This window comes from Kitasatospora sp. NPDC022856 (assembly GCF_055561235.1).
In genome coordinates this window covers 1-25,892 of the sequence record NZ_JBVHHE010000018.1, presented here as the reverse complement: position 1 = coordinate 25,892, position 25,892 = coordinate 1, and the positions used below count along the sequence as shown (strand labels likewise).

Annotated in this window: 25 protein-coding genes and 1 pseudogene; 10 read left to right on the top strand and 16 right to left on the bottom strand. The window is 74.0% G+C overall.

The window, feature by feature from the left end; translation table 11 throughout:
* Window positions 1-77: 77 nt before the first annotated feature.
* Entirely contained in the window at window positions 78-1,928 is a 1,851-nt protein-coding gene (gene asnB, locus ACZ34W_RS23360; protein ID WP_465606735.1) for an asparagine synthase (glutamine-hydrolyzing), read from the bottom strand.
* A 249-nt stretch (window positions 1,929-2,177) separates the two neighbouring features.
* Here asnB and ACZ34W_RS23355 point away from each other — a divergent pair, with 249 nt between their 5' ends.
* From ACZ34W_RS23355 to ACZ34W_RS23335, 5 genes are all read left to right on the top strand, one after another.
* A complete protein-coding gene (locus ACZ34W_RS23355) occupies window positions 2,178-2,462 on the top strand; it encodes a hypothetical protein (RefSeq protein WP_352294279.1) in 285 nt (94 codons plus the stop codon).
* Between the two features lie 43 nt (window positions 2,463-2,505).
* Window positions 2,506-4,332, top strand: a complete 1,827-nt coding sequence (gene glmS, locus ACZ34W_RS23350) for a glutamine--fructose-6-phosphate transaminase (isomerizing) (RefSeq protein WP_465606732.1) — start codon at window positions 2,506-2,508, stop codon at window positions 4,330-4,332.
* A gap of 167 nt (window positions 4,333-4,499) precedes the next feature.
* A complete protein-coding gene (locus ACZ34W_RS23345) occupies window positions 4,500-5,819 on the top strand; it encodes an aldehyde dehydrogenase family protein (RefSeq protein ID WP_465606730.1) in 1,320 nt (439 codons plus the stop codon).
* A 323-nt stretch (window positions 5,820-6,142) separates the two neighbouring features.
* On the top strand, window positions 6,143-6,346 hold the full coding sequence (locus ACZ34W_RS23340; RefSeq protein WP_042388274.1) for a cold-shock protein: 204 nt from the start codon (window positions 6,143-6,145) through the stop codon (window positions 6,344-6,346).
* Between the two features lie 201 nt (window positions 6,347-6,547).
* Entirely contained in the window at window positions 6,548-6,910 is a 363-nt protein-coding gene (locus ACZ34W_RS23335) for a hypothetical protein (RefSeq protein WP_329491017.1), read from the top strand.
* A gap of 48 nt (window positions 6,911-6,958) precedes the next feature.
* On the opposite strand, the gene ACZ34W_RS23330 is transcribed toward ACZ34W_RS23335, so the two are convergent.
* The 7 genes and pseudogenes from ACZ34W_RS23330 to ACZ34W_RS23300 all read right to left on the bottom strand — a co-directional run bounded on the left by ACZ34W_RS23330 (window position 6,959) and on the right by ACZ34W_RS23300 (window position 10,732).
* Window positions 6,959-7,102 carry a hypothetical protein gene (locus ACZ34W_RS23330; protein ID WP_465606930.1) on the bottom strand — a complete coding sequence of 48 codons (144 nt, stop codon included), beginning with the start codon at window positions 7,100-7,102 and terminating at the stop codon, window positions 6,959-6,961.
* A 77-nt stretch (window positions 7,103-7,179) separates the two neighbouring features.
* Window positions 7,180-7,278, bottom strand: a pseudogene (locus ACZ34W_RS23325) (hypothetical protein); the annotation flags it as partial.
* Window positions 7,268-7,438 (bottom strand): hypothetical protein, encoded by a 171-nt coding sequence (locus ACZ34W_RS23320; protein WP_465606728.1) that lies wholly within the window; start codon window positions 7,436-7,438, stop codon window positions 7,268-7,270. The gene ACZ34W_RS23320 and the pseudogene ACZ34W_RS23325, both read right to left, overlap by 11 nt.
* 125 nt (window positions 7,439-7,563) lie before the next feature.
* Window positions 7,564-8,538: a DUF1648 domain-containing protein gene (locus tag ACZ34W_RS23315; protein WP_465606726.1), complete on the bottom strand. Its 975-nt coding sequence runs from the start codon at window positions 8,536-8,538 to the stop codon at window positions 7,564-7,566.
* Window positions 8,535-8,882: a GntR family transcriptional regulator gene (locus ACZ34W_RS23310; protein ID WP_329491019.1), complete on the bottom strand. Its 348-nt coding sequence runs from the start codon at window positions 8,880-8,882 to the stop codon at window positions 8,535-8,537. Before ACZ34W_RS23310 ends, ACZ34W_RS23315 begins: the two co-directional genes overlap by 4 nt.
* 144 nt (window positions 8,883-9,026) lie before the next feature.
* Window positions 9,027-9,755 (bottom strand): beta-galactosidase, encoded by a 729-nt coding sequence (locus ACZ34W_RS23305; RefSeq protein WP_465606724.1) that lies wholly within the window; start codon window positions 9,753-9,755, stop codon window positions 9,027-9,029.
* A gap of 17 nt (window positions 9,756-9,772) precedes the next feature.
* Window positions 9,773-10,732, bottom strand: a complete 960-nt coding sequence (locus ACZ34W_RS23300) for a carbohydrate kinase family protein (protein WP_465606722.1) — start codon at window positions 10,730-10,732, stop codon at window positions 9,773-9,775.
* A gap of 297 nt (window positions 10,733-11,029) precedes the next feature.
* Here ACZ34W_RS23300 and ACZ34W_RS23295 point away from each other — a divergent pair, with 297 nt between their 5' ends.
* On the top strand, window positions 11,030-12,433 hold the full coding sequence (locus ACZ34W_RS23295; RefSeq protein WP_465606720.1) for an amidase: 1,404 nt from the start codon (window positions 11,030-11,032) through the stop codon (window positions 12,431-12,433).
* Window positions 12,434-12,514: 81 nt separating this feature from the next.
* Here the strand turns inward: ACZ34W_RS23295 and ACZ34W_RS23290 are convergent, their stop codons facing one another.
* The 3 genes from ACZ34W_RS23290 to ACZ34W_RS23280 form a co-directional block, all read right to left on the bottom strand.
* Complete coding sequence (locus tag ACZ34W_RS23290) at window positions 12,515-14,545, bottom strand: FUSC family protein (RefSeq protein WP_465606718.1); 2,031 nt, start codon at window positions 14,543-14,545, stop codon at window positions 12,515-12,517.
* Window positions 14,546-14,651: 106 nt separating this feature from the next.
* Entirely contained in the window at window positions 14,652-15,974 is a 1,323-nt protein-coding gene (locus ACZ34W_RS23285) for an MFS transporter (RefSeq protein ID WP_465606716.1), read from the bottom strand.
* Window positions 15,971-16,603, bottom strand: coding sequence for an ArsR/SmtB family transcription factor (locus ACZ34W_RS23280; RefSeq protein WP_329491025.1), 633 nt, complete (start codon window positions 16,601-16,603; stop codon window positions 15,971-15,973). The genes ACZ34W_RS23285 and ACZ34W_RS23280 overlap by 4 nt, the downstream gene beginning before the upstream one ends.
* Before the next feature lie 278 nt (window positions 16,604-16,881).
* Here ACZ34W_RS23280 and ACZ34W_RS23275 point away from each other — a divergent pair, with 278 nt between their 5' ends.
* The gene (locus ACZ34W_RS23275; RefSeq protein ID WP_329491026.1) at window positions 16,882-17,625 is read left to right on the top strand and encodes a PIG-L deacetylase family protein; all 744 of its coding nucleotides are present in this window, start codon (window positions 16,882-16,884) and stop codon (window positions 17,623-17,625) included.
* Between the two features lie 16 nt (window positions 17,626-17,641).
* On the opposite strand, the gene ACZ34W_RS23270 is transcribed toward ACZ34W_RS23275, so the two are convergent.
* The 3 genes from ACZ34W_RS23270 to ACZ34W_RS23260 form a co-directional block, all read right to left on the bottom strand.
* A complete protein-coding gene (locus ACZ34W_RS23270) occupies window positions 17,642-18,289 on the bottom strand; it encodes a DedA family protein (protein ID WP_465606713.1) in 648 nt (215 codons plus the stop codon).
* Between the two features lie 49 nt (window positions 18,290-18,338).
* Window positions 18,339-18,533, bottom strand: a complete 195-nt coding sequence (locus ACZ34W_RS23265; protein WP_329491028.1) for a DUF1918 domain-containing protein — start codon at window positions 18,531-18,533, stop codon at window positions 18,339-18,341.
* 162 nt (window positions 18,534-18,695) lie between these two features.
* A complete protein-coding gene (locus tag ACZ34W_RS23260; protein WP_465606711.1) occupies window positions 18,696-19,373 on the bottom strand; it encodes a TetR/AcrR family transcriptional regulator in 678 nt (225 codons plus the stop codon).
* Window positions 19,374-19,795: 422 nt separating this feature from the next.
* On the opposite strand from ACZ34W_RS23260, the gene ACZ34W_RS23255 reads away from it, so the two are divergent.
* Window positions 19,796-21,679 carry an APC family permease gene (locus ACZ34W_RS23255; RefSeq protein WP_465606921.1) on the top strand — a complete coding sequence of 628 codons (1,884 nt, stop codon included), beginning with the start codon at window positions 19,796-19,798 and terminating at the stop codon, window positions 21,677-21,679.
* Between the two features lie 42 nt (window positions 21,680-21,721).
* Here the strand turns inward: ACZ34W_RS23255 and ACZ34W_RS23250 are convergent, their stop codons facing one another.
* Complete coding sequence (locus tag ACZ34W_RS23250) at window positions 21,722-22,579, bottom strand: universal stress protein (protein WP_465606709.1); 858 nt, start codon at window positions 22,577-22,579, stop codon at window positions 21,722-21,724.
* 641 nt (window positions 22,580-23,220) lie between these two features.
* Between ACZ34W_RS23250 and ACZ34W_RS23245 the strand changes: the two genes are divergently transcribed.
* Window positions 23,221-24,198, top strand: a complete 978-nt coding sequence (locus tag ACZ34W_RS23245; RefSeq protein ID WP_465606707.1) for an ATP-binding cassette domain-containing protein — start codon at window positions 23,221-23,223, stop codon at window positions 24,196-24,198.
* Window positions 24,195-24,983 (top strand): ABC transporter permease, encoded by a 789-nt coding sequence (locus tag ACZ34W_RS23240; RefSeq protein WP_329491032.1) that lies wholly within the window; start codon window positions 24,195-24,197, stop codon window positions 24,981-24,983. The genes ACZ34W_RS23245 and ACZ34W_RS23240 overlap by 4 nt, the downstream gene beginning before the upstream one ends.
* 161 nt (window positions 24,984-25,144) lie before the next feature.
* Here the strand turns inward: ACZ34W_RS23240 and ACZ34W_RS23235 are convergent, their stop codons facing one another.
* Complete coding sequence (locus ACZ34W_RS23235) at window positions 25,145-25,846, bottom strand: hypothetical protein (protein ID WP_465606705.1); 702 nt, start codon at window positions 25,844-25,846, stop codon at window positions 25,145-25,147.
* Window positions 25,847-25,892 lie beyond the last annotated feature (46 nt).

Here is a 25,892-nt window from a genome sequence, read left to right as displayed (position 1 = left end):
CAACGAAGCGGGATGCCCGGCGGTCACCACCCGGACGGCGGGCACCCGGCACGCCGCCGTCCGGAGGTGACGGCCGCTCACAGTTCCAGGGAGACCTGGTACTCCGTCAGCCAGGCGTTGAGGTCCAGCGCCAGGTCGACGCCGAGCCGGACGGACTGCGGGTCGGTGTCCGGCGCGAGCGCGTCGGTGAGCGCCCGGCGGTCCAGCAGGCCGAGCACGGGGGCGCCCGGGTCGGCGGCGAGTTCGGCGAGTTCGGCGCGCAGCAGCGCCGGGTAGTGCGGGTCCTGGACGACGGGGTACGGGCTCTTCACCCGGTCGGCGATCTCGGCCGGCAGCAGGTCGCGGACGGCGGCCCGCAGCAGGCTCTTCTCCCGGCCGTCGAAGCTCTTCATCGCCCAGGGGGTGTTGAAGACGTACTGGACCAGCCGGTGGTCGCAGAACGGCACCCGGACCTCCAGGCCGTTGGCCATGCTCATCCGGTCCTTGCGGTCCAGCAGGATGCAGACGAAGCGGGTGAGGTTGAGGTAGGAGATCTCGCGCATCCGGCGTTCCACCGGGTCGGCGCCGGGCAGGTGGGGGACTTCGGTCAGCGCCTCGCGGTAGCGGGCCCGCCGGTACTCGGCCACGTCGAGCTTCTCGGCCAGCCCCCGGTCCAGCAGCTGGTCGCGGGGGCCGGCGCCGGTTCCGCCGAGCTGGGTGACCGCGTCCACCCACGGGAAGTCGTCGGCGGCGACCAGCTTCGGGTCGTGGTACCAGCGGTAGCCGCCGAACAGCTCGTCGGCGGACTCGCCGGACAGCGCCACGGTGGACTTCTCGCGCACGCCCCGGAAGAGCAGCAGCAGCGAGACGTCCATGTCGCCGAAGCCGCCGGGGGTGTCCCGGGCCCGCAGTACGGCGGAGCGCTGCGCCGGGTCGGTGAGCGCGGCGCTGTCCAGCTCGATGACGTGGTGGTCGGCGCCGACGTGCCCGGCCAGCATCCGCGCGTACGGGCCGTCCGGGGTGGACCGGACGGCGTCGGCCCGGAAGCTCTCGCTCTGGCCGGTGAAGTCGACCGCGAAGGAGCGCACCGGGCCGGCTCCGGCCGTCCGCAGCGCCCGGGCGGCGATGGCGGTGACGGCGCTGGAGTCGAGCCCGCCGGAGAGCAGCGAGCAGAGCGGGACGTCCGCCTCCAGCTGGCGGTGGACGATGTCCTCCAGCAGGGCGCGGACGGTGGCGACGGTGGTCTCCAGGTTGTGGGTGTGCTCGCGGGCCTCCAGCGCCCAGTACCGCCGGGTCGTGACGCCCTGGCTGCGCACCCGGACGACGTGGCCGGGCCGCACCTCGGCGATCCCCCGGTAGACGGTGCGGCCGGGGGTCCGGCTGACGGCGAGCATCTCGCGCAGCCCGTCCAGGTCGACCACCGCCCGGACGTCCGGGTGCGCCAGCACGGCCTTGGCCTCGGAGCCGAAGACCACGCCGTGCGGCGTCCGGAAGTAGTGCAGCGGCTTGACGCCCATCCGGTCGCGGACCAGCAGCAGCTCCTGGCGGCGGGAGTCCCAGACGGCGAAGGCGAACATGCCGTTCAGCCGCTCGGCCAGGCCCTCGCCCCACTCCAGGTAGGCGTGCAGCACCACCTCGGTGTCGCTGCGGGTGCGGAACCGGTGGCCGGCCGCCTCCAGCTCGGCGCGCAGCTCGCGGTGGTTGTAGACCTCGCCGCTGTAGGTGAGGGCGGCCAGTACGCGGCCGTCGTGCTCGACGGTCATGGGCTGGGTGCCGCCCTCGATGTCGATCACGGCGAGGCGGCGGTGGCCGAGCGCGGCGTGCCGCTCCAGGTGGGCGCCGCCGGCGTCCGGGCCACGGCAGAGCTGGGTCCGCGTCATCGTGTCCAGCACTGGACGCTGGGCGGTGAGGTCGCGCTCGAAGTCGACCCATCCGGTGATCCCGCACATCAGCAAGCCTCCGGTCTTCCGCTACGCATCTCCGATGCGTATGCGGAGTATCACGCTACGGGGCGTAGTGGTGTCGCTACAAGGGTGTGTCGGCCGGGTGGCGAGCCGGCGCCGGTCGGGGTGGCGCGCCGCCACCCGAGGGGCGGAAGGGGCTTCGGGCGCCCCGCCTGGTCCGAATGTCGTAAGGTCTGCCCGAAATCGGGCAGGATCTTTGATCTCGCGGCTCGGTCCGGCCTAGGCTCCCCGTTCGTGTCCAGCTCTCCCGGCTCCTCGCACCCTCACGAAGACCTGCTCGCCCACCTCACCCGGACCAGCCCGCTCGGGCCCCGCGAGGCGGCGCGGGTGGTGGCGGAGGTGCTGGCGTACTTCTCCGAGACGACCGAGGAGTACGTCCGCCGCCGCCACGGCGAGCTGCAGGCACGCGGCCTGACCAACGAGAAGATCTTCGCCCGGCTGGCCGAGGAGCTGCCCGCCCGGCGCGTCGCGGCGCCCGGGCTCTCGGCCCGCCAGCTGCGCCGGATCGTCTACGGCTGACCGCCGTCGCCCCTCGCCCTCCCCGTTCAAGGAGTCCACCCAGATGTGCGGAATCGTGGCCTACATCGGCCCCAAGGACGCGACCCCCTTCCTCCTGGAGGGCCTGGCCCGGCTGGAGTACCGCGGCTACGACTCGGCCGGCGTGGCCGTGACCGGCCGCACCGGCGGCCTCAAGCTCCGCAAGGTCAAGGGCCGGGTCGCCGACCTCGCCGCCGCCGTACCGGCCCGGTTCAAGGGCACCACCGGCATCGGGCACACCCGCTGGGCGACCCACGGCGTGCCCAGCGACGCCAACGCCCACCCGCACCTGGACAACGCCGAGCGCATCGCCGTCGTCCACAACGGCATCATCGAGAACGCCGACGAGCTGCGGGCCAAGCTGACCGCCGACGGCGCGGTGTTCCGCTCCGAGACCGACACCGAGGTGCTCGCCCACCTGATCGCCGCGCACGCCGCCGAGGGCGCGGAGCTGGAGGACGCGGTGCGCGCCGCGCTCGCCAAGGTGGTCGGCACCTACGGCATCGCCGTGCTCGACGCGGAGCAGCCCGACCGGATCGTCGTCGCCCGCAACGGCAGCCCGATCGTGCTCGGCATCGGCGAGAAGGAGATGTTCGCCGCCTCCGACGTCTCCGCCCTCGTCCGCTACACCCGCCAGGTCGTCCACCTGGAGGACGGCGAGCTGGCCACCGTCCGCGCCGACGGCTTCCGCACCTTCACCGAGGACGCCCGCACCACCCACCGCCAGCCGTCCACCGTCGACTGGGAGATCGACTCCTACGACACCGGCGGCTACGAGCACTTCCTGCTCAAGGAGATCCACGAGCAGCCCGGCTCGGTGGAGCGCACCCTCAGCGGCCGGCTCGACGAGCGCTTCGCCACCGCCCACCTCGGCGGTCTCAACCTGGACGCCCGCGAGCTGCGCGAGATCCGCCGGGTCAAGATCCTCGGCTGCGGCTCCGCCTACTACGCCGGCGAGATGGGCGCCCAGCTGATCGAGGAGCTGTCCCGGATCCCCGCCCACAGCGAGCCGGCCTCGGAGTTCCGCTACCGCAACCCGGTGATCGAGGCGGACACCCTGTACGTGGCGGTCAGCCAGTCCGGCGAGACCTACGACACGCTCGCCGCCGTCCAGGAGATCAAGCGCAAGGGCGGGCGGGTGCTCGGCGTGGTCAACACCGTCGGCAGCGCCATCGCGCGCGAGTGCGACGGCGGCATCTACCTGCACGCCGGACCGGAGATCTCGGTCGCCTCCACCAAGGCCTTCACCTCGACGGTGGTCGCCTTCGCGCTGCTCGCCCTGCACTTCGGCCGCATCCACGACCTCTCGCCCGCCGACGGCCGCCGGATCGTGGCCGGGCTGAAGGCGCTGCCGGACCAGATCCGGGAGATCCTCGCGCAGGGCGAGGAGATCGCCGAGCTCGCGGCCGCGTACGCCGAGTCCGAAGGCATGATGTTCATCGGCCGGGTCCGCGGCTTCCCGGTGGCCCGCGAGGGTGCGCAGAAGCTCAAGGAGATCTCCTACGTCCACGCCGAGGCCTACCCCGCCAGCGAGCTGAAGCACGGCCCGCTCGCGCTGATCAGCCCCGAGCTGCCGACCGTCGCGCTGGTTCCGGACGACGAGCTGCTCGACAAGAACCTCACCACCCTCGGTGAGATCAAGGCCCGCTCCGGCCGCGTGCTGGCCGTCGCCCACCGCCGGCCCGAGGCCAAGCTCGCGGACCACTGCGTCCTGGTGCCCAAGAGCGAGCCGGAGCTGGACCCGCTGCTCCTCAACATCCCGCTCCAGCTGCTGGCCTACTACGCCGCGGTGGCCCTGAAGCGCGACGTCGACAAGCCGCGCAACCTGGCGAAGAGCGTGACGGTCGAGTAGCGGCCGCCCGGCCGCACGGAACCGGCCGCCCGGGTGCGTCGCGCGCCCGGGCGGCCGCGTCGGTCCCGGAGATGATTGACTTTGCCAACCATCTCGGCCTACTGTCGACAGAAGCTTGATGTTGTCAACTATCAAGCGCTTCAAAATTTCCTGTCGGGAGTACTCTCATGAAGGCCATCACCGAATCCGATCCCGCCACCGTCGTCGCCGGGCTGCGCGCCGCCTTCGCGAGCGGCCGGACCCGCCCGGTCGCCTGGCGCCGGGAGCAGCTGGGCGCCCTGCGCGCGCTGCTCACCGAGCGGAGCGAGGATTTCCTCACGGCGCTCCACGACGACCTCGGCAAGGGACCCGCCGAGGCGTACCGCACGGAGATCGCCTTCACCCTCAACGAGCTCGACCACACCGTCCGGCACCTGGACGAGTGGCTGAGCCCGCGGCCGGCCGACGTCCCCGAGGCGTTCCGCCCGGCCACCGCCCGGGTGGTCCGGGAGCCGCTCGGCGTGGTGCTGGTGATCGCGCCCTGGAACTACCCGCTCCAGCTCGCCCTGGCCCCGGTGGTGGGCGCGCTGGCGGCCGGCAACGCCGTCCTCGTGAAGCCCAGCGAGCTGGCCCCCGCCACCTCCGCCGCGCTGGCCCGGCTGCTCCCGCGCTACCTCGACCCGGAGGCCGTCGCCGTCGTCGAGGGCGCCGTCCCGGAGACCACCGCCCTGCTGGAGCAGCGGTTCGACCACATCTTCTACACCGGCAACGGCGCGGTCGGCCGGATCGTGATGACCGCCGCCGCCCGCCACCTGACCCCGGTGACCCTGGAACTCGGCGGCAAGAGCCCGGTGGTGGTCGACCCGGACACCGACCTGGAGGTCACCGCCCGGCGGCTGGCCGCCGGCAAGTTCCTCAACGCCGGCCAGACCTGCGTGGCCCCCGACTACGTCCTCGCCGTGGGCGGCACCGGCCCCGCGCTGGCCGGGCACCTGGCCGAGGCCGTCCGCGCGCTCTACGGCGAGGACCCGGCGGCTGATCCCGAGTACGGCCGGATCGTCAACACCCGCCACTTCGACCGCCTGGCCGCGCTGCTCGGCGACGGCCGCGTGGTCACCGGCGGCGGCCACGACCGGGCCACCCGCTTCATCGAGCCCACCGTGCTGGCCGACGTGGATCCGGACGCCCCGGTGATGCGCGAGGAGATCTTCGGCCCGGTGCTGCCGGTGCTGGAGGTGGCCGATCTCGACGCGGCGATCGCCTTCATCACCGCGCGGGAGAAGCCGCTCGCGCTCTACGCCTTCACGGAGTCGGACACGACCAAGCGCCGGCTCGCCGAGGAGACCTCCTCCGGTGCCCTGGTCTTCGGCCTTCCGGTGTCCCATCTGGCCGTGCCCGAACTGCCCTTCGGCGGCGTCGGGGAGAGCGGCATGGGCAACTACCACGGCGAGTACTCGCTGGCGACGTTCAGCCACACCAAGGCGGTGCTCGACAAGCCGCTGGGCTGAGCCCGGGGGCCCGTCCAGGGGTGCCGCCCGCCTCCCGGGGCGGGCGGCGCCCGCGTTCGGAACCGGCCGCGCGCGGCCGGGCCGGACGGTGCCGGATGCCACACCGCGGACGCGCCCGGAAAAGGACCCCGTTTCGCGCCCGCACCTGCTACAGTCGACGTCAGTTGCAGTTTTGGTTCCCATGAACTCTGTGTGCGCCTGCCGGTTGTAACCGCTGGCGCATTTTTGTTTTCCCCGGATTTTCCTCGGGTGGGCCTCATCGCGGCGACGCGGGACTTCGCGAGGTGCGAAGCTCCGGATTTGCCCTTTCAAGGAGAATTTTTATGGCTAATGGCACTGTGAAGTGGTTCAACGCGGAGAAGGGCTTCGGCTTCATCGAGCAGGAGGGTGGCGGCCCGGACGTCTTCGCCCACTACTCGAACATCAACGCCCAGGGCTTCCGTGAGCTGCTCGAGGGCCAGAAGGTCGAGTTCGACGTCACGCAGGGCCAGAAGGGCCCGCAGGCGGAGAACATTCGCCCCCTGTAGTACGCACCGCTGAGCGGCCCCGGCCGAACAGCACGGGCCTGCACTGCGCTTCGCGCACGGTGCAGGCCCTTCGGCATTCCCGGGGGCGGGCCGGGCGGCCGTGGGCGTTCGCGGCCGACAGGCGGCGCCGGGACCGGCCGGAGCGAAGCCGACGGGCCCGGGACCCTGACTCCGCCGGGTCCGGTCCGTTAGCCTGGCGGTATGCCGAACCCGGATCCGTTGCTCATCAGTATCACCGCGATGGTGGAGTCGACGGGCAGTAATCAGATGCCGATCACCGTGGTCGTCCCCGGCGCAGTCATCACCGGGCGGCTCGCCGCCGAGACTGTCTGGCGGGAACGAGTCGCCGAAGTCCTGGAAGCGTCCGACCACCTCAAACCCTTCGCGCCGCTGTTCGCCGATGCGGTGACGGACGCCGACGCCCCGGTGACCCACCTGCACCTGCACCTCGCCAAGATCCTGCAGGGCAGCTTCGGCCTCCCGCACACCGGCGGGATGTACCGCATCGCGATCGACGACGTCAGCAGCTGGACCCTGGGGGACCTCAGCTACTCGGACCAGTGACGGCGGCGGGTGCCCGGCCGGTCGCGCAGGCCGACCGGGCACCCGTCCTCAGCGCACCGCCGCGGCGGCGCGGAGGACGGCCGCGGCCAGCGCGTGGTTCTCCGGCGCACCACCGCCTTCGGTGCCGAACCTGCGGCGGGCGTAGCCGTACGCCACTCCGCTGCGAGGATCGGCGAACGACTGGGCGCCCACCGCGCCGCTGTGTCCGAAGGCGTGATCCCGGCCTTGCCCTCCGCCGCGAACTCCGGCCAGTGACGGGCCACTTCCTCGTCCAGGCCGAGCACGCCCCGCTGCACCAGCAGTGCCACCACCACATGGGCGGCGCCCTTCGCCGAGGAGTAGAGGGAGAGCAGCGAGTCACCCGCCATGCCCTCGCCCGTCCAGAGGCACCACCCGGCGGCCGTCCAGAAGGGCGGCCAGCTGGGCGCCGCCGTGGCCCGGATCGGTGGCCACGACGGCGGCGAACTCCGCGCGCACCCCCTCGAATCCCGGCGCCACGCTGCCATGGACGGTGGTAGTGCTCGACATTGGTCCCCCCCGGGGTCGCACACCTGGTCAGGCCTTGATCATCGGCCTGTCGAAGCGTCAACCACCGGTGGGCCGGGCGCATTCCTGCCGGGCACGCGGTTCCTTCGGGGCCGGGCCGGGCGTGGTCACCCGTCGGCCCGCTGCGCCGCGAGGGTGTTGAGCAGGGCGGCGCCGCGCTCGGCGTCGTCGACGCTGACCGCGAACTCCGCGCCGGTGCGCGGGTGGACGACCAGGCACTCGCCGCGCCGGAGCATCACGGTGGTGCCCAGCCCGCTCAGCCGATAGCCCCAGCCGCCGACCTGGGCGGGCGTCCGCTGTTCGACGCGGGCCGACTCGATGTCCTGGACCGGCCAGCGCCGGACCGGCCAGCCCGCCGGGCCGAAGGCCACCTCCAGGCCCTCGGGCGTCACCCGGGCCTGGACGGAGGAGCAGCCGAGCACCGCCGCGGCGACGAGGGCCAGCGGGGCGATCGCCGCCCAGGGGGCGTCGATGAGCCCGCCGGCCGCGGCGATCGCCCCGGCCGCCGCGGCCAGACCGAACACGGCAGCGGTCAGCTGGAGCCAGGGGTTGGTCGTCCAGGAGAGCCAGACGAACCGCTCTCCCACGGGGACGTCGAGCACCGGTCCGCCGGCCGGGGCCGCGGCGGCCGTCGTACCGCGCCGGCCGACGAGCAGGCCCAGCAGGCCGGCGAGCAGGGCCGCGCCCAGGGTCAGGGCGACCGCGGCGCCGACCCCGTCGGCCTCGGCCCAGTCGGCGCGGTCCAGGTTGGCGTGCACGATGGCGGCCTGGGCGCCGGTCAGCAGGACGCCGGTGAAGAGCAGCGTCGCGCCGAACCAGGGGCGCGCCGGCGGGGTCGTGCGCCGGGTCAGCAGGGCGAGGACCAGTACCAGGACCGCCCAGATCAGGGCGGGGAAGAGCGGGACGGCCCAGCGGGGCAGCGAGCCGTCCGGGTGCCCGCCGTCGCCCCAGTGGGTGGCCACCCGCTGGGGCAGCCGCCCGGCGGCACTCAGCGGCAGGGCGACCAGCGCCGCCAGGACGCCGGTCACCCAGGCCGCCGCGCTCCAGCGCGCTCCACGATTCCGGTTCCCCCCACTGCTCACGGCAGCCTCCTGATCAGTTCGACGAGATCGGCCCGGCTGTACCCCAGGCGGGCCGCTTCGGCGACCAGTTCGGCCGCCTGCCGGGCCAGTTCGGCGCGCTGGCCGGCGCCCCCGGCGACGGTCACGCCGCGCCCCCGGCGGAACTCCAGCACTCCCTCGTCCCGGAGGGCCCGCAGGCCCCGCAGGACGGTGTTGGCGTTGACGCCGAGCGCGCGGGAGAGCTCCCGGGCGGGCGGCAGTCGGTCGCCCGGCGCGCACTCGCCCTCGGCGATCGCGCGCCGGATCGCACCCGCGACCTGCTCGTGCAGGGGGCGGTTGTCGGTGAGGTCCAGCTTGAGCAACATGGTGATATCGACAGTAGCACCATGTGGCGATAGTGCCATCGCCGAGGGAGCGGCCGGACCGCCGCGTCCGCGCCGGCCGAGGCCGTTCGCGGGGCGGGGGCCCGCCGGATTCCGGGCGCCGGGGGCTCGGCGCTCCGGGTGGCCTCAGTAGTCCGCGCTGGGCGCCGCCGCCGTGGTGAAGAGCAGGCAGTCCAGGCCCCGGCCGAGCAGGCCGTCGCGCAGGTGGGCCAGGTACTCGGCGTCGTCGCCGTAGCTGCCGTACTCGTTCTCGACCTGGACCGCGACCACCGGGCCGCCGCGGCTCGCCAGCAGCGGCAGGATCTCGGGCACCACGGCGTCGAACCAGCCGTTCACCTCGGCCAGGAAGGCCGGGTCGGCGCAGCGCAGCCGCACGCCGTCGGCGGCGAGCAGGCGGGCCGGGAGGCCGCCGAACTCCCACTCCGCGCAGATGTACGGGCCGGGGCGCAGGATCACGTCCAGGCCGTTCGCCCGCGCCAGCCCGGCGAACCGGGCGATGTCCCGCCAGCCGGTGAAGTCGACCTCGCCGGAGGACAGTTCGTGGAAGTTCCAGGGGACGTAGGTGTCGACGGTGTTGGCGCCCATCGCGCGCAGCCGGCGCAGGCGGTCGTCCCAGAGGTCGGGGTGGACGCGGAAGTAGTGCAGGGCGCCGGAGATGATCCGGTGCGGGGCGCCGGCGCGGCGGAACCCGGTGTCGTCGTAGTCGAGTAAGGGGGCCTGCCTTCGGTGGGAACACGGTGGGATCGCGGAGTGATCGTGGTGTGCCGGGCGAGGGTCGAGGGGCCGACGGTCGGTGTACGGGTGATCTTCGGAGCCTACCCGGGGCGGCCGACGGGATGCCGGAGCACGGGCCACCGGTGCGGGGCGTCGGGCTACGAGTCGGCCCGGTCCCGGAGGTCGGCGTGCCAGGGCGGGTTGGGGCCGGCGACCGAGCAGGTCAGGGCGGCCACCCGGGCGGCGAATCGGCAGGCGTCGTGCACATCCTCCGGGGTCAGCGCGTCGAGGCGGCCGCCGAGCCGGCCGATCCCGCCGAGGTGGTGCAGCAGGCCGCCGGTGAAGGCGTCGCCGGCGCCGATGGTGTCGACCACGTCGGTCCGCGGGGCGTCGACGGTCAGCCGCTCGCCGTCCAACGAGGCCAGCGCGCCCCGGCCGCCCAGGGTGATCACGACCAGTCGAACGCCGGCCAGGTGCCAGTCGTCGCAGGCGCGTTCGGGACTGACGCCGGGCAGCAGCAGGTCGAGGTCGTCCGCGCTGAGCCGCAGGATGTCGGCGGCCGCGCACCAGTGCGGAAGCCGGGACCGGTAGCGTGCCGGATCGACCAGCAGCGGACGCACGTTGGGGTCGATCGACACGGTCGGGCGGCCCGGGGCCCGGGTCAGCAACTCCTCGACGCGGGGGCCGCCGGGCTCGCGGACCAGGGCGAGCGAGCCGGTGTGCAGACAGCCCACGCCGGCCAGCGGGAGGGCGCTGAGCTCGGCCGGCGTCCAGGCCCAGTCGGCGGTGCCCTCGGCGTGGAACGAGTAGCGGGCCTGGCCCAGTTCGTCCACGGTGGCGATGGCCAGGGTGCTGGGTTCGGCCGCCGCGACACTGCCGCCGAGGTCGACGCCGGAGGAGTCGAGGTGCTGTCGGAACAGCGCCCCGAAGGGGTCGGCGGAGATCCGGCCGAGGAAGCGGGTCGGGGTGCCCAGCCGGGCCAGCGCGACGGCGGTGTTGGCGGGGCCGCCGCCGGGCAGGACGCGCAGCGCGAGTTCGCCGGGGCGCCGCTCGGCGGAGGAGTCGGTGAACGCGTCGGCGACGCACTCGCCGAGTACGGCGACCGGGAGTCGGGTCATGGCGGACCGCCTTCGGGAGAGGGCTCGTTGGGTGCTGCCGGGCGTCCCGGGCGACACCGCAGGGGTGTTCCCGGGGCACCTCAGCGTACGGGGGGATGCCGCCGGGGCGGGAGCACCGAAGGCCCGCACGGCGCCGGGCGGGCGTTGCTCACGGCGTTGCTCACGGCGCGTCGGATCAGGTGGCCCGGTCGCCCGGCCCGTCCGCCCGGCCGTCCGGTGGGGTGTCCGGGCGGGCGGAGCACGCCTAGACTGCGGAACTCGCGCGGTATTACCGACCGGTAGGGATGGGGAGTTCGGATGGCCGAGGAGCGGGTCCACGCGTTCGGGGACGACGCGTTGGGGGAGCACGACGCGGTCGCGCTGGCGGCGCTGGTACGGTCCGGCGAGGTCGCTCCCGGTGAGCTGGCCGCCGCCGCGGCGGCGCGCGCCGAGCGGGTCGACGCGGCGCTGGCACCCGTCGCGTTCGCGTCGTACGGGCAGCCGCGCAGCGCCCCGGCCGGTCGTGGGGCCCCGCTGTTCGGGGTCCCGAGCTACCTCAAGGACAACGTTGACCTGCGGGGGATGCCCACCGGGCAGGGCAGTTCGGCGTTCCGCGCCAAGCCGGCACGGCGCGACGCCGGCTTCGCCGAGCAGTTCCTCAGCACCGGCCTGGCGGTGCTGGGCAAGACCAGGATGCCGGAGTTCGGCCTCAACGCCTCGACCGAGTTCGCCGAGGCCCGGCCGGTCCGCAACCCGTGGCGGACCTCGCACTCGCCGGGGGCCTCCTCCGGCGGCGCGGCCGCGCTGGTCGCGGCGGGCGTCGTGCCGATCGCGCACGCCAACGACGGCGGCGGGTCGATCCGCATACCGGCCGCCTGCTGCGGCCTGGTCGGCCTGAAGCCGACCCGCGGCCGGCTGGTCGCCAACGACCAGGGCCGCCGGCTGCCGATCGACCTGGTGACGGACGGTGTGGTGACGCGCTCCGTCCGGGATACCGCCGCCTTCTTCGCCGCCGCCGAACTCCACCACCGCAATCCGGCGCTGCCGCCGCTCGGACTGGTGGAGGGCCCGGGGGACCGGCCGCTGCGGGTCGGCCTGGTGGTGGACTCCCCGATCGCCGTCACCGACGGGCCGACCCGGCAGGCGGTCGAGCGGACGGCGGCGCGGCTGGAGGCGATGGGGCACAAGGTCACGCCCGCGACGCTGCCGTTCGGCGAGGACTTCTCCCGCGACTTCACGCTCTACTGGGGCTGCATCGCCTTCATGATCGCCACCACCGGCCGGCTGCTGCTGGACCCGGGCTTCCAGGCGCGGAAGCTGGACGGTCTGACCACGGGGCTGCGGCGGCGCTTCCACCGGGAGTTCCTGCGCACGCCCGGCGTGCTGCGCCGGCTCCGGCAGGCGGAGGCTGCGTACGGCGGACTGTTCCGCGAGCACGACGTGATCCTCTCGCCGGTGTTGGCCCATGTCGCGCCGCCGATAGGGCACTTGAGCCCGAACGTGGCGTTCGACGAGCTGCTGGACCGGCTGGGCCGGTACGTGGCCTTCACCCCGGTGAACAACGTGACGGGCGGTCCGGGGATCTCGCTGCCCGCCGAGTCGGCCGGGAACGGGCTGCCGATCGGGGTGCACCTGTCGGCCGCGCACGGCCGGGAGCGGCTGCTGCTGGAGCTGGCGTTCGCGCTGGAGGCGGACCGGCCCTGGCAGCGGATCCAGGACTGAGCGCGGGGTCGGCAGGCGTCCCGCGTGGTGCGTGCTCAAGCCGGGCCGGGGGAGGCGTCCCGCGTGAGGGGGTGCCGGTGCTCAGCCCGGGCCCGGGGAGGCGATCGCCCGGGCGGCCCGCACCTCCTGGCGCAGCGGCGCCAGCACGCCGTCCTCGGCGGACTCTCCGCCGGACTCCTCGCCGGTCTCCGGCCCGGTCTCTCCGCCGGTCCGCCCGGTGCCGGCGGCCGGGTCGGACGGCGGAGGGGTCGCGGGTCGCGGAGCGTCGGCGCGCAGGGCCGCCGCGAGCTCGTCGAGCTCACGGGTGATGGCGGCGACCTCGGCCGCCGGCGGCGGGGGCACCCCGTGGTCGATCCGGACCCGGGTGGCGGTGGTGGCCTCCACGATCCGCTCGACGGCGATGACCAGCGGCCACCACGCGGCGGCCCGCGCCCCGGTGGGCGGGGGTTCGGTGAGCGCCCGCTGGAACTCCGACCGCACGGCGGACAGGTCGCGGTAGAGCCTGCGCCGGTGGCGCAGCCGGGCCGACTGGTCCCGGCCGGGGTCCGCGTCGAACGCCAGCCTGACGTAGGCCGCGGTGTCCGCCGCGGCGTCCGCGAGCCGGTCGCCGATCCGGGTGTGCCAGGACTCCAGCCAGAGCAGGTAGCCGGCGATCAGCGAGACCCCGCAGCCGATCAGCGAGTCGTAGAGCCGGGGTGCCACCAGCCCGAACCCCTGGTGGTTGAGCAGGTCGGAGAGGAGCAGGATGACCGGGGTGATCGCTGCGGTCTGGAAGGCGTAGCCCTTCGCGGAGAACGCCGGGATCAGCATCGCGAGCAGGGCGATGGTCGGCACGTCCCACCATCCGCGCGGCACCTCGGCGAGGACCGGGACGGCGATCAGCAGGCCGACCGCCGTGCCGAACGCCCGCAGCACGGCGCGCGAGAAGACCGAGCCGAAGTCGGGCTTCATCACGAAGGTGACGGTCAGCGCCACCCAGTACGAGCGGGGGACGGCGATCACCGAGACCAGCGTCTGGGCGACGCCGATGCACAGGGCCAGCCGCAGGCCGTAGCGCCAGGACGCCCCGGACAGCAGGGCCGCGCGGGCCGTGCGGCGGGCCCGGACGTGCAGCACGGCGGGGCGGCCGAGCCGGTCGGCCCCGCCGAACGGGTCCGGCGCGGGCTCCCCGGCGACGGCGGCCGCGTACCGCAGCGCCTGGTCGACGGCCCGCTCCGAGGGACCGGTCGGCGGTGGCAGGTCCAGCGTGTGCGGCTCGCCGGGCCGCCCCCGCTCGACGGTGTCGGCCAGGGCCCGGGCCGCCGCCTGGTAGGCGTCCGGCAGCGGGCCGAGCGAGGCCGGGCGCAGCTTCGCCGCCGAGGCGGCCTCCACGACCGGGATCACGGCGTTGAGCTGGGCGAGCAGCCGGGTGAGGCCGGGGGAGCGGCCGTGCCGGCGGGTGCGGTGGGCGAGCAGCAGGTCGTAGGACCGGTTGAGCGAGTGGGTGACGGCCAGGCGCCGTTCGTCGTGCGCGGGTGTGCCCGCCGCCCGGAGGAAGTCGGCGACGGTCCGGTACGTCTGCGCGACCGCCGTCCGCTCCGGGACGCCACCGCGCAGCGGCCAGGCGAACAGGGTGAGCGCGAGCACCACCAGGCCGCCGAGGAGGAGCAGCAGCGGCGGCTTCCACCAGGGCGCCGGCATCGGCAGGCCGGCCCCGACGACGGCGTTGAGCAGGAGCAGCAGCCCCGACACCGAGGCGACCGAACCGATCGAGGAGATCATGCCGGAGACCAGCGCGATCAGGGTGAGCACGACGACGGCGAGCCAGCCCTCCCCGTACACCAGGGTGCCGAGGGTGACGCCGACGGCGCCGAAGAGCTGGGGGACGGCGATGTTGTAGACCCGCATCCGGTAGGCGTCGGCGGTGTCGCCGATGACTCCGGAGAGCGCCCCCATGGAGGCCAGCGCGCCGTACTGGGGCTGCCCGGCCGCGAGACCGACGGCGAGCGGCGCGGAGAGGGCGACGGCGGCGCGGGCGACGGCCGCCCAGGGGATCGGTGCGGGCTGCGGGCGCAGGCCCGCGGTGATCCAGCTGGGGGGTGCGAGCCGGCCGGCTCGTGCGCTCCGTGCCATACGAGAAACGTACGGCTCCGGGCCGGGGCGGGCCCGGTGTCGGCGCGCCGGACGGCTCGGTGTCGCGGTGCCGGGGGCGGGGTGCCGGGGGCGGGGTGCCGCCCCGTCAGGGTCGGCCGACCGGGGTGGGGGAGGCGGCCGGGGTGGCCGGCGCGGCGGAGCCGTCCGGGAGGTCGCGCAGGCGGGGCAGCGGGGACAGCCAGAGGACGGCGGCGGCGAGCGGGACGGCGGCGGTGGCCAGCCACATCGCGGGCACCACCCCGACGGCGGAGGCGGTCGCGCCGCTGGCCAGGGCGCCGAGGGGGATGGCGCCGTAGTTGAGGAAGGAACCGCTCGCGCTGATCCGGCCGAGCACCCGGGCGGGGACGCGGCGCTGCTGGAAGGTGGCCCGGAGGACGTTACCGGCGACGATGCCCGCCGAGACGGCGAAACCGCCGAGGACGTAGCAGGCGACACCGGCGCCCGGCCCGGTCAGCGGGATCAGCAGGGCCAGCATCGGCACCCAGAACAGGAAGAGCATCAGGGCGCGGGCGGTGCCGATCGCGGCTCCGACCCGGCGGGCGACGGCCGCGCCGAGGACGCCGCCGGCACCGGCGGCGCCGACCACCGCGCCGATCGCGCCGTCGGAGAGACGGGCCTGCTCGACCAGGAAGACGACCTGGATCGACTGGTAGGCCATCAGGGCCATGTTGGCCAGCGCCCCGTGGAGGGCGAAGGTGCGCAGCCAGACGTCGCCGGTGATCAGGCGTAGGCCCTCGGAGACCTCGCGCCGCAGGTTCGGGCGGGGGCTCGGGGCGGTGCCCGGGTGGTCGCCGCGTCGTGCCGCCGGGGCGGGCTCGCGGGTGCGGATGGCGGCGGTGGAGAGGAGCGAGAGGAGGAACGTGGCGGTGTTCGCGAGCAGGCTGTTGACCGGGCCGAAGGTCTGGGCGGCGGCGCCGCCGGCGCCGAGCCCGACGATCTGGGCGGCCGAGGCGCTGCCGTGCAGGGCGGCGTTCCCCTCGGCGCGGTCCGGTTCGGCGACGAGGGTGGGGAGGTAGGCGGTGTACGCGGTCTGGAAGAAGACCTCGGCGGCGCCGGTCGCCGCGGCGACCGCGAGGAGCTGGCCGGTGGTGAGGACGCCGAGCACGGCGGCGGCGGGGACGGTGAGGTGGAGCACCAGGGAGACGGCGGTGGAGACGAGCATGACCGTCCGTCGGCGCATCCGGTCGACCCAGGCGCCGGCCGGCAGGCCGATCAGCAGCCAGGGCACCCACTTCGCGGCGACCAGCAGGGCGGCCTCGAAGGCGCCGGCGTGCAGGACGCCGACGGCGATCAGCGGTAACGACAGATTGGTGAGGGCGCCGCCGAACCTGCCGGCGACCTCGCCGGTGAAGAGAAGCCGGAAGTCCCGGTTGCGGCGGAGCAGCGAGCCGCGGGCGCCGGCGCTCATTCGGCACCGCGCGACGTACGGGGGAAGGACTGCAGTTGCACCACGACCGGCAGCGCGTCCGGCGCCGGGTCGGCGTCCGGGGCGGGGGTGTGGCGGCCGATCACCTCGAACAACTCCTCGTTGAGGGCCTTGAGTTGAGACGGCGTCAGGCGCAGGTTGGTCCAGTCCGCGATGGTGCCGGAGTTGCGCCAGTCGCCCGCCCAGTCCTCGCTGAGGTAGGAGGTGACGCGGTTGAAGTACTGCTGCACCAGCTCGTGTGTGTAGAGCGCCACCGCGCCCCGGCTGTCCGGGTCGTCCCGGAACTCGGCGGTGTTCAGCTCGTTGCGGACGGGGATCCGCCGCCACCAGCGCTCGCGCTTGGTGCCGCGTCCGGTGTCCTCCTCGATGAAGCCGTGCTCGGCGAGGTGGCGCAGGTGCCAGCTGACGGTGCCGGTGTTCTCGCCGAGCCGTTCGGCGAGTCGGGTGGCGGTGGCGGGACCGTCCAGCTTCAGCAGCTCGAAGATCCGCATCCGCAGCGGATGGGCCAGCCCGCGCAGGCTGCGGGCGTCCAGCCGTCGGAGCGGCCGGTCGGCCGGCGGCTGCGGCTCGGTCGGGTCCGGCGGCTCGGTGGGGGCGGGGTGTTCGGTCATGGCGCCATCGTAGGGTGCAGAGTGTTCTCTGCATAGGTGTCTCTGCAGAGAACACTCTGCAAGTTGCCCCGGAGTGATGCCCGGAGGAGTGTGGGGAGCGTGCGGAGCGGGCGGGCGGAGAACCGGAGTGATGTCCTCCGGGTACGTCGGCCTGCCCGGGGCGGTGGCCGACGGTCGATCGACTCGGTGATCTTCTAGAGTCGCCAGCGGTACGACTGTATGACCACCGTGCGGTCCCGGAGACTGTGCGGAGCGCGACACCGAGAGGCGGCACCACCATGAACGACCAGCAGGCACCCGAGCCGTTCGAGCCCGTCGACGAGGACTGGCAGACCGCGCTGGCGGTCGTCGCCCACCCCGACGACATGGAGTACGGCGGTGCCGCCGCCGTCGCCCGCTGGACGGCCCAGGGCAAGAAGGTGGTCTATGTGATGGTCACCAGCGGCGAGGCCGGCATCGACTCGATGAGCCCCGAGGACTGCGGCCCGCTCCGCGAGGCCGAGCAGATCGCCTCCGCCGCCGTGGTCGGCGTCGACACCGTCGAGTTCCTCGGCCACCCGGACGGGGTGCTGGAGTACGGGCTGCCGCTGCGCCGGGACATCGCCCGGGCCGTCCGCCGCCACCGCCCGGACATCGTCATCACCAGCAACTTCCGTGAGACGTACGGCGGGGTCTTCCTCAACCAGGCCGACCACATCGCGGTCGGCCGGGCCACCCTGGACGCGGTCCGGGACGCCGCCAACCGCTGGGTGTTCCGCGAGCTGGTGGCCGAGGGGTACGAGCCGTGGAACGGGGTGCGGGCGGTCTGGGCGGCCGGCTCGCCCGAGTCGCGGCACGCCGTGGACACCACCGAGCACTTCGACAAGGGCGTCGCCTCGCTCGCCGAGCACAAGGCGTACCTGGCCGGGCTGGGCGGTGCGATGGCCGATCCGCAGGAGTTCCTGGAGGGCTTCGGCCGGGGCGCCGGCAGCCGGCTCGGCACCCGGTTCGCCGTCCCCTTCGAGGTGTTCCCGCTGCGCTGAGGCGTACCGCGCGGGATCAGGAGCCGTGGTCGGCGTGCTCGCGGCGGCGCCGCCGGTGGCGCAGCAGCTGCCGGGCGGCGAGCGCCGCGCAGAGCACGCCGACGGCGACCAGCAGCCACAGCTGGTACCGGACCGCCGTCCGGTACACGGCCCCGATGTTGGCCCCGGCCAGGTAGCCGAAGGCGGACCAGACCCCCACCCAGAGCGCCGCGCCGAGCACGTTGAACGGCTGGAACCGCCGCCAGGGCATCTCGGTGGTGCCGGCGATGATGCCGTTGGTCTGGCGCAGCCCGTCCACGAAGCGCGCCACGGTGACGACCTTGCCGCCGTGCCGGGCGAAGAAGCCGTCGGCGCGCTCCATCCGGGCGGGGGTGAGCAGCACGTAGCGGCCCCACCGGTGGACGAAGGCGCGGCCGCCGGTGCTGCCGATCAGGTAGCCGAGGCTGTTCCCGAGGACGGCGGCCGCGAAGGCGATCCCGACCACGGCGGCCAGGGCGAGGTGCCCGGCGCCGGCGTAGACGGCGGCCAGCACCAGGATGGTCTGGCCGGGCGCGGGGATGCCGCAGTTGTCCAGCAGGACGAGGAGCGCCACGGCCGCGTAGCCGTACTCGTCGAGCAGCGGGGCGAGCCCGGCGAGCGGGCCGGGCAGTGCGGGCTCGGACACGTGGCTCACCACCCCGCGCCGGTCGGGCCCGGGGTGGCGGCCGGATGGGTCAGCGGAGCGCCTGGCGGGGCTCGATGTTGCAGTCGGGGCCGGGGTAGATCAGCCCCGTGTGGCCGTCCTCGAAGCGGACCATGTACGGCGGCTCGCCCTCCGCGCCGCGCACCTCGATGATCTCGCCCTTCTGGTCGACCATGCCCACCGCCCTGCTGTGGATGTGGAGCTGGTCACCTACCGCTGCGTGCATGGTCTGCTCCTCGGGTCGCGATGGCCGCGCGGGCGGCCGTTCTGCTTCCACTCTGCTGCGGCGGGGGCGGGCCCGCAACGGCTTGGCCGTGCGGCCGGTGCGGGGGGCGGGTGTCGTCGTGGGCCGGTCGACGTCGCCGGGCGGGGCACGGGGCGGGCCCGGTCAGTGGGGGCCGAACTGCTCGGCGAGGTAGCAGCGGACCAGTCGCTTGCACTCGCCGATCAGCGCCGGATCCCCGTCCGGAGCGCTCCGGAAGGCGAGCTTGAGCACGGCGTCCGCCGCCTCCAGGGCCACCCGCAGTGCGAGCGTGAGCGCCGCCGGGTCGGCCGTCGCGAACAGGTCGCCGCCGAGGGCCTGGAGGCGCAGCGCGACGGCGGTGTTGTTGTCGAGGTCGGTGTCGAGCAGGTGCAGGTCGTCCCGGACCCCGGCGGGCACGGCCGCGCCGGCCAGCCCGAAGTCCACCTGGCCGAAGCCGGGGACGGCCCGCTTCATCGCCACGAACTCGTCCACCGCGAGGTCGGTGAACCCCGCCGTACCGGTCGGCGCCTCGTCGAGCAGCCGGCGGTCGAGGCGCTCCAGGTAGTGGTCGAGGTTGCGGCCGGCGAGCGCCGCCAGCAGGTCCTCCTTGCCGGCGAAGAACTGGTACAGCGTGCCGATCGGCACCTGGGCGCGGTGCGCGACCTCCTTGGTGGTGAGCGCGGCCGCGCCGACCTCGTCGAGCAGCCCCGCGCAGGCGTCCAGGAGCCGCTCGTAGCGCTCCTGACTGCGCTGCTGCACCGGCCGCCGCCGGCCCGGTCCGCCCTGCCCGGCCACCCGGTGACTCCTCGTGTCCGCGCTCATGGGGCCACTGTGCCGCATCGGGTGTTCCACGGGCCAATCATCGCTGTGAGCCGTGCTCATATTCTTCGCCGCAGCGCCCCGGCCGAGCTGTCCGTCGCCCGGTCGCCTGCGGGTCGTCGCCGTCCGGCCGCCGGGACCGCGACGCCCGCTGCCGGGGCCGGGCACGGGCAGCGGTGGTTCCTGCGGCCGCGTGTGCCTGCGGCCGGGGGAGAGTGTTCCGCCATTGCGGCGACATCGCCCCGGCGCTGCCCGGTTCGATGATCCGAGCCGCATACCCTGTCGCCTTGCCGTCGCCCGACGGTGAGGCGGCGTGGGTCGGTGGACAGGGGTGCGGCTTGGTTTCGTCGGGTTCGGCCGATCCGGGGGCCGCGGCGTCGGGGCGGCAGCGCTTGCGTGCGTGGTTGCTGGACGGGCTGGCCGACATGGCCAAGCAGTACCCCGGGCCGCACGCGCAGGCGCCCGTCGAGCACCAGGGCGCCCGCTGGTGGCGGGTGATGTGCCTGACCGGCCTGGACTACTTCTCGACGCTCGGCTACCAGCCGGGCATCGCCGCGCTGGCGGCCGGCCTGCTGTCCCCGGTGGCGACCATCGTGCTGGTGCTGGTGACGCTGTTCGGCGCCCTGCCGGTGTACCGGCGGGTCGCGAAGGAGTCCCCGCACGGCGAGGGCTCGATCGCGATGCTGGAGCGGCTGCTCTCGTTCTGGAAGGGCAAGCTCTTCGTCCTCGCGCTGCTGGGCTTCGCCGCCACCGACTTCATGATCACCATCACCCTGTCGGCCGCCGACGCCACCGCGCACCTGGTGGAGAACCCGCACCTGCAGAGCGCGCTGAGCGGCCGGCAGGTGCTGATCACGCTCGTCCTGGTCGCGCTGCTGGGCGGCGTCTTCCTGAAGGGCTTCAGCGAGGCGATCGGCCTGGCCGTGGTGCTGGTCGCGATCTACCTGTCGCTGAACGTGGTGGTGGTGGCCACCGGGCTCTGGGAGGTCGCGCGCTCCCCGCACCTGGTCACCGACTGGTCGGACGCGCTGACCACCGAGCACGGCAACGTGGTCGCGATGATCGGCGTCGCACTGGTCACCTTCCCCAAGCTCGCGCTCGGCCTGTCCGGTTTCGAGACCGGCGTCGCGGTGATGCCGCACATCGAGGGCGATCCGGAGGACACCGAGGAACGGCCGACCGGCCGGATCCGGGGCACCCGGAAGCTGCTGACCACGGCCGCGCTGATCATGAGCGTCTTCCTGATCACCACCAGCTTCATCACCACCCTGCTGATCCCGAAGGCGGCGTTCGAGCCCGGCGGCGAGGCCAACGGCCGGGCCCTGGCCTACCTGGCGCACGAGTACCTGGGCAGCGCCTTCGGCAGCGTCTACGACCTGGCCACGATCCTGATCCTCTGGTTCGCCGGCGCGTCGGCGATGGCGGGCATGCTCAACCTGATGCCCCGCTACCTGCCGCGCTACGGCATGGCGCCGGCCTGGGCGCGGGCGGTGCGGCCGATGGTCATCGTGCTCACCCTGATCGCCTTCCTGGTGACCTGGCTCTTCGACGCGAGCGTCGACGCGCAGGGCGGCGCGTACGCCACCGGCGTGCTGGTGCTGATCACCTCGGCCGCGATCGCCGTCACCATCGCCGCGCACAAGGCCCGCCAGCGCAACTGGACCGTCGGCTTCGCGGTGATCGCGGCGGTCTTCGTCTACACCACGGCGCTGAACATCGCCGAGCGGCCGGACGGCGTCAAGATCGGTGCCTGCTTCATCGCCGGCATCATCCTGCTGTCGCTGCTCTCCCGGCTCAAGCGGGCCTTCGAGCTGCGGGTGACGGACGTCGCGTTCGACGAGGCCGCCGAGCGGTTCGTCCGCGACTACACGCACCGCCCGCTGCGCCTGATCGCCAACGAGCCGAACAGCCGGGACCTCGCGGAGTACCAGGAGAAGAAGCGCCAGATCCGGGCGGACAACGACATCCCCGCCGAGGACGACCTGGTCTTCGTCGAGGTCACCGTGCTCGACCCGTCGGAGTTCGAGACCGTCCTGAAGGTCCACGGGGAGGTCCTGCACGACCGCTACCGGGTGCTCACCCTGGAGAGCTCCAGCGTGCCGAACGCCCTGGCGGCCCTCCTGATGGAAGTCCGGGACCGGACGGGGCAGCAGCCGCACATCTACTTCGAGTGGACCGAGGGCAACCCGTTCGCCCAGTTCCTGCGGTTCTTCCTGTTCGGCCACGGCGAGGTCGCGCCGGTCACCCGCGAGGTGCTGCGGGAGGCCGAGCCGGACCGCGGCCGCCGCCCCCGCGTCCACGTCGGGTGAGCGGGACTCCGGGGGCTGCGGGCGTCGAGGCGGGCCGGGCGCTCAGACCGGAACGACCGCGACCGGGCAGCCGGCGTGCCGGACGACCGCCTGGCTGGTCGAGCCCAGCCTGCCGAGCGGTCCGCGCTGCTCACCGTGGCGTCCGACGACGACCAGTCGCTGGGTCTGCGACCCGGCGACCAGCTCGCGGGCCGGGTTGGACCGCACCGCGGTCGCGGTGACGGTGACGTCCGGGAACTGTTCGCGCGGGCCGGCCAGCACCTCGGCCAGCAGCCGGTCGTGCTCGGCGGCGATGTCCGCCTCCTCGTAGACCAGCGGGAGGTCGTGCGCGGGCCCGGCGACCAGCGGATAGGCCCAGGCGTGGACGGCGAACAGGGGGAGGTTCCGGCGCCGCGCGGAGTCGAAGGCGTAGGCGAGGACCTCGTCGTCGTGTCCCTTGCCCTGGACGCCCACCAGCACGCCGCCGCCGCCGTCGGCGCCGGCCCCGGTGTCGTGCACGACGACGACCGGGCAGGCGGCGTGGCCGGCGGCCCGGAGACTGGTCGAGCCGAGCAGCAGGCGGGGGAAGCCCCCCGTACCCCGGGCGCCCAGGACCAGGAGCAGGGCCTCCTCGGCCGCTGCCGCCAGCGCCTGCCGCGGATGGTCGTCCACCAGCTCCGTGACGACGGCGAGGCCGGGGTGCCTCAGCAGGGCGCGTTCGCGGGCCGCGTCGAGCAGGCCGGCGCCCGCGTCCTTGCTGAGCCGGGTCTCCTGACCCGCGGGAGCGTGTGCCGCCTCACCGAACCAGGCGTGGACCACGCGGAGCGGCGCGTTGCGCAGCCAGGCCTCGTCCGACGCCCAGTCCACGGCCTCCAGGCTCGACTGGGAGGCGGCGACGCCCACGACGACGGGGTTTCTCATGGCCGGCTCCTCCTGACTGCGGGGCGGCGTCGCGGGGCAGCCCGGTGCTCGCACGGGCACCGCGTCCGGTCCTGCGTCCAGGCTATGCCGCGACCCGCGCGGTGGCAGGGCGGGCGGGTCGCGGGCCGGGGGTCGCGGGTCGGGGGCCGGGTGCTCGTCCGGGGCCGGGGGCCGGGGCCGGGGCGGATGTCGGGCGGGCCGGTGGGGTGCCTGCGGGTGGCGTCGTGGCATCGCCTGGCGCGTGGGTGGTGCCATCTGGTGTCATCCGGTGTCATGAGACGTCATGAGGCGCCACGGGTGCTGTCTCCAGGGGCTGCGGGGCGCGGGGTGCCCGGTCGTTGGGGGGTGCTTGCTCCAGGGCCGGGCAGCTGGGAGGCCCGGGAATGCCTGGCACGAGGCCGATGTCAGCGTGGGTGCCATAAAGGCTTGCGCATGGCGCCATTATGGTGCCACCATAGCGTCATCGGCCTCGCGACGTCAGTGATCCCGGAGACGATCGACGACGTCGTGGTCCGAAGAACCACGCCCGGCAGAGCGCCATCGACCTCCTCCGCGCCGCGGGCTGAGCCCCGGCGCCGCCACCTCGCACACGCCCCAGTCACTTCAGTTCTCGAACGGGAGGGCTCATGCCTTCATCCGCCATGCCCACACCCAGGCGGGCCGACGGTCACCTGCCACCGGCCGCCGTCTCCGTCGTCGGTCTGCGCAAGTCCTACGGGGACAAGACCGTCCTCGACGGCATCGATCTGCGGATCCCGGCCGGGTCCGTGTTCGCGCTGCTCGGCCCGAACGGGGCCGGCAAGACCACCGTCGTCAAGATCCTCTCCACCCTGATCGGCGCCGACGGCGGACAGGCCCGGGTGGCGGGCCACGACATCGCCACCGCGCCGCAGGCGGTGCGCGCCGCGATCGGTGTCACCGGGCAGTTCTCCGCCGTCGACGGCCTGATCACCGGCGAGGAGAACATGCTCCTGATGGCCGACCTGCACCACCTCTCCAAGCGCGAGGGCCGCCGGGTCGCCGCCGAACTCCTTGAACGCTTCGACCTGGTGGAGGCGGCCGGGAAGCCCGCCTCCACCTACTCCGGCGGCATGAAGCGCCGGCTGGACATCGCCATGACGCTGGTCGGCGGCCCGCGGGTCATCTTCCTCGACGAGCCGACCACCGGCCTCGACCCGCGCTCGCGCCACACCATGTGGCAGATCATCCGCGAACTCGTCACCGGCGGCGTGACCGTCCTCCTCACCACCCAGTACCTGGAGGAGGCCGACCAACTCGCCGACCGCATCGCGGTCCTGAACGACGGCCGGATCGCCGCCGAAGGCACCGCCGACGAGCTGAAGCGACTCATCCCCGGCGGCCACGTGCGGCTGCGCTTCGCCGACCCGGCCGCCTACCGGTCCGCCGCCCTCGCCCTGCACGACGTCACCCGCGACGACGAGGCCCTGGCCCTGCGGATCCCCAGCGACGGCAGCCAGCGCGACCTGCGCGCCGTCCTCGACCGACTGGACGCCACCGGCATCGCGGCCGACGAACTCACCGTCCACACCCCCGACCTCGACGACGTGTTCTTCGCCCTGACCGGCGGCACCGACCAGTCCAAGGAGACCGTCCGATGAGCTCCCTCTCCCTCGCCGTGCGCGACTCCTCCACGATGCTGCGCCGCAATCTCCTGCACGCCCGGCGCTACCCGTCACTCACCCTGAACCTGCTGCTCACCCCGATCGTCCTGCTGCTGCTCTTCGTCTACGTGTTCGGGGACGTGATGAGCGCGGGGATGGGTGGCGGCGCCGACCGCTCCGCGTACATCGCCTACGTCGTGCCGGGCATCCTGCTGATGACCATCGGTGGCACGGTGGTCGGGACGGCGGTGTCCGTCTCCAACGACATGACCGAGGGCATCATCGCCCGCTTCCGCACCATGGCGATCCACCGCGGGTCGATCCTCGTCGGACACGTCATCGGCAGCGTCCTGCAGTCGGTCGCCAGTGTCCTCCTCGTGGGCGCCGTCGCCGTGGCCATCGGCTTCCGCTCCACGGATGCCACCGCCCTGGAGTGGCTGGCGGCCTTCGGTCTGCTCGCGCTCGTCGCCCTGGCGCTCACCTGGATCGCGGTGGGGATGGGCATGGTCAGCCCGAACGCCGAGGCCGCCAGCAACAACGCGCTGCCGCTGATCGTCCTGCCGCTGATCTCCAGTGCCTTCGTCCCGGTCGACGCGATGCCGGGCTGGTTCCAGCCGATCGCCGAGTACCAGCCGTTCACGCCGGCCATCGAGACCCTGCGCGGCCTGCTGCTCGGCAGCGGGATCGGCTACAACGGCTGGCTCGCCGTCGCCTGGTGCGTGGCGCTCACCGTCCTCGGCTACCTCTGGTCGAAGTCGGTCTTCAACCGTGATCCGAGGTAGCGCCGGGCGGCCGGGGTGGGGTGGGGTGGGGTACGCGGACACCGCGTCGGCGCACCCCGCCCCGGCGGCGGTGGCCCGCGACCCGCGGCCGGAGGCCCGCGCGGCGCCCCCTCGGCCGCGCCGCCTGGGCCGCACCCGGCTGACGCGTCGTCCGGGTCGCGTCACCGGGCTGCGGCGAGGTCCTCGACCAGGCTGGCGGACGGCTGGGGGATCTCGCCGAAGTCCTCGTCCTCGCCGTCCACGACGAGTTGGTTGAGGACGGCCTGCAGCCGGGGCGGGAGGCGGGGGGCGAGACCGTCGTGGCAGCGGGCGAGGATGTCGTGCCGCACCTGCTCGGGGAGCAGCGCGGTGGCGGGGCGGTGGGGTCCGGGGCGGTGCCGCGAGTTCTCGGCCAGGTTCTCCGCCTGGGCGCGCCAGTAGGCAGCGTCCCGCGTCTCGCCCGCCTGCTGGTGGTGCAGGTGGAGGAGGTATGCGGCGGTGGTGCTGCCGGAGCCGGCCGCGAACTGCCACCAGAACTGCGCGGCGTCCACCCGGCCGGTGAGGGCCAGCAGACAGGCGAGGACGAGCGCGCCCTCCGGGTGGATCCGGGACCCGTTGACCAGCTGTTTCAGGGACGCGCCGGCCTGCGGTGCGTTGAGGACCAGGGCGATGGCGAGAGAGAGTTCGTGGGCGGCCTGCTCGTGGGTGGAGGGGAAGGGTGCCGGTGCGACGGTGATCCGCGGCGGCTGCACGGGCGGTGCGGCCGCGGTGCCGGTGAAGACCTCCGTCCGGCCTCCCGCTTCCGTGTCGGTCGGCCAGCCGTTGCAGGCCGGGCCGCCGTCGAGCCAGGAGGTGAGGCCGGGGTGGTCGAGATTGCGGTTCACCGGGACTCCCTGTCCGAGAGGTCGGGTCGGCCGATGGCCTTGGCTA

Bases quoted from the DNA above. Each gene is read 5' to 3' on its own strand.
- asnB (WP_465606735.1), bottom strand. From the start codon at position 1,928: ATGTGCGGGATCACCGGATGGGTCGACTTCGAGCGCGACCTCACCGCC.
- glmS (WP_465606732.1), top strand. From the start codon at position 2,506: ATGTGCGGAATCGTGGCCTACATCGGCCCCAAGGACGCGACCCCCTTC.
- ACZ34W_RS23345 (WP_465606730.1), top strand. From the start codon at position 4,500: ATGAAGGCCATCACCGAATCCGATCCCGCCACCGTCGTCGCCGGGCTG.
- ACZ34W_RS23340 (WP_042388274.1), top strand. From the start codon at position 6,143: ATGGCTAATGGCACTGTGAAGTGGTTCAACGCGGAGAAGGGCTTCGGC.
- ACZ34W_RS23335 (WP_329491017.1), top strand. From the start codon at position 6,548: ATGCCGAACCCGGATCCGTTGCTCATCAGTATCACCGCGATGGTGGAG.
- ACZ34W_RS23320 (WP_465606728.1), bottom strand. From the start codon at position 7,438: ATGTCGAGCACTACCACCGTCCATGGCAGCGTGGCGCCGGGATTCGAG.
- ACZ34W_RS23310 (WP_329491019.1), bottom strand. From the start codon at position 8,882: ATGTTGCTCAAGCTGGACCTCACCGACAACCGCCCCCTGCACGAGCAG.
- ACZ34W_RS23300 (WP_465606722.1), bottom strand. From the start codon at position 10,732: ATGACCCGACTCCCGGTCGCCGTACTCGGCGAGTGCGTCGCCGACGCG.
- ACZ34W_RS23295 (WP_465606720.1), top strand. From the start codon at position 11,030: ATGGCCGAGGAGCGGGTCCACGCGTTCGGGGACGACGCGTTGGGGGAG.
- ACZ34W_RS23290 (WP_465606718.1), bottom strand. From the start codon at position 14,545: ATGGCACGGAGCGCACGAGCCGGCCGGCTCGCACCCCCCAGCTGGATC.
- ACZ34W_RS23285 (WP_465606716.1), bottom strand. From the start codon at position 15,974: ATGAGCGCCGGCGCCCGCGGCTCGCTGCTCCGCCGCAACCGGGACTTC.
- ACZ34W_RS23280 (WP_329491025.1), bottom strand. From the start codon at position 16,603: ATGACCGAACACCCCGCCCCCACCGAGCCGCCGGACCCGACCGAGCCG.
- ACZ34W_RS23275 (WP_329491026.1), top strand. From the start codon at position 16,882: ATGAACGACCAGCAGGCACCCGAGCCGTTCGAGCCCGTCGACGAGGAC.
- ACZ34W_RS23265 (WP_329491028.1), bottom strand. From the start codon at position 18,533: ATGCACGCAGCGGTAGGTGACCAGCTCCACATCCACAGCAGGGCGGTG.
- ACZ34W_RS23260 (WP_465606711.1), bottom strand. From the start codon at position 19,373: ATGAGCGCGGACACGAGGAGTCACCGGGTGGCCGGGCAGGGCGGACCG.
- ACZ34W_RS23255 (WP_465606921.1), top strand. From the start codon at position 19,796: ATGGCCAAGCAGTACCCCGGGCCGCACGCGCAGGCGCCCGTCGAGCAC.
- ACZ34W_RS23250 (WP_465606709.1), bottom strand. From the start codon at position 22,579: ATGAGAAACCCCGTCGTCGTGGGCGTCGCCGCCTCCCAGTCGAGCCTG.
- ACZ34W_RS23245 (WP_465606707.1), top strand. From the start codon at position 23,221: ATGCCCACACCCAGGCGGGCCGACGGTCACCTGCCACCGGCCGCCGTC.
- ACZ34W_RS23240 (WP_329491032.1), top strand. From the start codon at position 24,195: ATGAGCTCCCTCTCCCTCGCCGTGCGCGACTCCTCCACGATGCTGCGC.